Origin of the sequence: Photobacterium phosphoreum (genome assembly GCF_002954725.1) — a bacterium.
In the GTDB taxonomy this organism is placed as follows: Bacteria; Pseudomonadota; Gammaproteobacteria; order Enterobacterales; family Vibrionaceae; genus Photobacterium; species Photobacterium phosphoreum.
Genome location: NZ_MSCQ01000002.1, coordinates 702,904 through 705,952 on the forward strand (window position 1 = coordinate 702,904; position 3,049 = coordinate 705,952).

Sequence of the window (3,049 nt, forward strand, 5' to 3'; positions counted from 1 at the left end):
CATCAGACTATTAGAATTTGGCGGAGAGATAGGGATTTGAACCCTAGATACGCTATAAACGTATGCTGGTTTTCAAGACCAGTGCTTTCAACCGCTCAGCCATCTCTCCAATACGGCGAATAATATAACCCTCACCGTCCTCTGTAAAGTAATAATATTCAAAAAAGTATCAACTGCACTTTTCTCAATCAATGGTTACTAAAAACGACCAAAACAAGAACAATAAAGTATCAATATTGCTCTTTCATCACAACGAACCATTATTACAACTATAGCAACGGCAGCAGAACTAGCTTATATCCTATTAAATATCACTTTAGCAGTTAAACTCTCTATATATAGACATTATTAGACTAAACCATATAACTCATTTAGCTATTGAACAATATCTTCATCTACACAATGCAAAAAGATCACTTTAGCATTTTATGCTGTTAGTAATATCCTACTCAAAAATAATATAAATCATTGTTTAATAAATTATTAACCACCAAAAATACGATTTAAAATCACTGTTAATATTTACTTGAATATAATTTTTCATTTAAAAGCAATTAAATACATGGTAAAAAGAAGTTAACATATTTAACATTCCGATATCTTTAATTGCACAAAATATTCAACTTTCATTTTAACCCCTTAACTAAAAATGCACTTTAAATATATTAACCTTTAAAAATTAAAAACTTTTTCTTATAAGTACAGGGTCACGTATGGATACAACATCATCATCAACACCAAACAGAGGAACATGGAGTTCAAAAGTTGGCTTCGTGATGGCAGCAGCAGGATCTGCTGTAGGTTTAGGTAATATTTGGAAGTTCCCTTATACCGCAGGTGAAAATGGCGGCGGTGCATTCGTCTCTATTTACCTCTTATTCGTTATTGTAATTGGCTTTAGCGTCATGCTTACTGAGTTTGCAGTCGGTCGAAAAACAGGGATCTCGGCTGTAGGCGCATTTAAAACAACGGATCGTCGTTGGACTTTTGTCGGCATTTTAGGTGTATTAAGTGGTCTATTAATCATGGGGTTCTACCCTGTTGTTGGTGGCTGGGCTATTGCCTATATTTATAAAGTCTCCACTGGATTATTAAGTCAACCCGATGCCATTGGTGATAGCTTCAGCGGATTTATTGCTAACCCACTGCAACCATTATTTTGGATGGGGCTATACCTATTCTTTAATATTTTAGTGGTTATCCGCGGTGTATCGGGGGGGATTGAGAAAGCTGGCAAAATATTAATGCCATTGTTGTTTATTATTCTCATGATTGTGTCAATTAAAGGCTTAACACTACCAGGTGCAATGGCAGGATTAGAGTTCTTGTTTAAGCCTGATTTTTCAAAAATTGATAGTTCAGTAGTATTAGCCGCACTAGGACAAGCTTTCTTCTCTTTAAGTTTAGGCATGGGTTGTATGCTGACTTACGGTAGCTACCTCCGTAAACAAGAAAATCTAGTCCAAACCACAGCGATGGTCACAGCAATGGATACTAGCGTGGCATTACTTGCTGGTATTGCAATGTTCCCTGCAATGTTTGCCTTTGGGATAGAACCATCAGCAGGTCCTGGTTTAGTGTTCGTGGTGGTACCACAACTGTTTGCTGAAATGGGGGGAATTGGTTTCGTTCTCGCGATTCTGTTCTTTATTGGCCTGAGTGTTGCTGCACTGACCTCTTCAGTTTCATTACTGGAAGTTGTTACTGCTTATCTTATTGACGAAAAAGGGTTTAGTCGAGTGACTGCAGTACTTACAGCCAGTGGTGTAATGGCATTACTGTGTATCTTAGCGTCACTTTCAATCGGAGGCTTTGGTCCAACGTTATTTGATACTGGTGCTTTTGATATTTTTGACTTATTAACCGATAAAATATTCTTAGCCATCGGTGGTATGTTGGTGTGTTTATTTGCTGGCTGGCGTTTAGATCGTAGTGAATTGAAAAAAGAAATCACTAATGACGGTAAAGTCTCATTCCCACTGTTTAATGTTTGGTATGTATTAATCAAATATATCATTCCAGTGGCTATCGCAATTGTTGCTATCTCTGGCGTTAAAGCGGGCTTTGACAGTAATAAAGGTGAAATAATGATCCTTGGGTTAGTCATCATTGGTTTGTGCGGCGTTTTCTCAAAGAAACTGTAACTATCATGACGATATAACTCACTCAGCCGTTGATAACCTTATCAGCGGCTTTTTTATTGTCTGAGTAAGCACTTTTCTGCCTCCTTGTTGCTATTTCTGGTTACAGGTACACTCTTTATATAATTAATAAAATGCTAATAAAGGATTATCAATGAAGAACATTATCGCGTTTATTTTATTAGGAATGGTTGTAACAGGCTGTGCTGGATCTCAAGGTACAACCATTCAAACGCATGGCAGTATTGAAGCAAGACAAAGTATTAATTAATACAATAAAAACCGAGCCAACACTCGGTTTATATTATCGTTCGATTTCACTCAATTATTTAAAATGCAACTTAAGCTTATCAAGAAGTATCAATCGTTCTGCTGATGTACCATGATCAAGCACATTGTATACCTCTCGCAATAATGTCGATGCCGAAGCATTATCTTCAGTAATGGCTAATTGTTTCGCTTTTCTAGCAAGTAACCCTTCCGCTCGCACTGATAACACCATGAGATCGATGGACAATCCAGCTAACGACAATAATTTGCGCCATGCGGTATAGGGAATTTGCTGCTCACTATTACCAAGCCAATTATTTAATGTTCTATTTCCTTTTGCTGTCACGCCTAAATGAGTCGATATATCTGTTTTTGAAACACCGATAGTCTCAATAAGATAAATGACCACGTACTGAGAGAGACATAGGACAGCCATATCTTTACTTTGAAAAATCAATGCTCTGTGAGTAAATTTTCTACCGCCCTCAAGGAATTCACTGTAGGGAATGACAATAATCAACCCTGGTAATATCATAATAATCATCTGTTTTATAAAGAGAAAGTTATGGGTGTCCTATCTTTTTTTCTTTGTTTTCTTGTTTCTTGTTTCTTGTGTTTAGTAGGGCAAACGCATGCTG

Annotated in this window: 2 protein-coding genes and 1 tRNA gene; 1 reads left to right on the plus strand and 2 read right to left on the minus strand. The window is 37.0% G+C overall.

Translation table 11 applies throughout. The features are described from left to right. Positions 1–18 precede the first annotated feature (18 nt). Positions 19–109: transfer RNA gene (locus BTO21_RS15385), tRNA-Ser, on the minus strand. Positions 110–713: 604 nt separating this feature from the next. On the opposite strand from BTO21_RS15385, the gene BTO21_RS15390 reads away from it, so the two are divergent. Next, positions 714–2,144 carry a sodium-dependent transporter gene (locus tag BTO21_RS15390; RefSeq protein WP_045032844.1) on the plus strand — a complete coding sequence of 477 codons (1,431 nt, stop codon included), beginning with the start codon at positions 714–716 and terminating at the stop codon, positions 2,142–2,144. A 322-nt stretch (positions 2,145–2,466) separates the two neighbouring features. Here BTO21_RS15390 and BTO21_RS15395 read toward each other — a convergent pair whose 3' ends face one another. Then, entirely contained in the window at positions 2,467–2,847 is a 381-nt protein-coding gene (locus tag BTO21_RS15395; protein WP_128973101.1) for a hypothetical protein, read from the minus strand. Between the last annotated feature and the right edge of the window lie 202 nt (positions 2,848–3,049).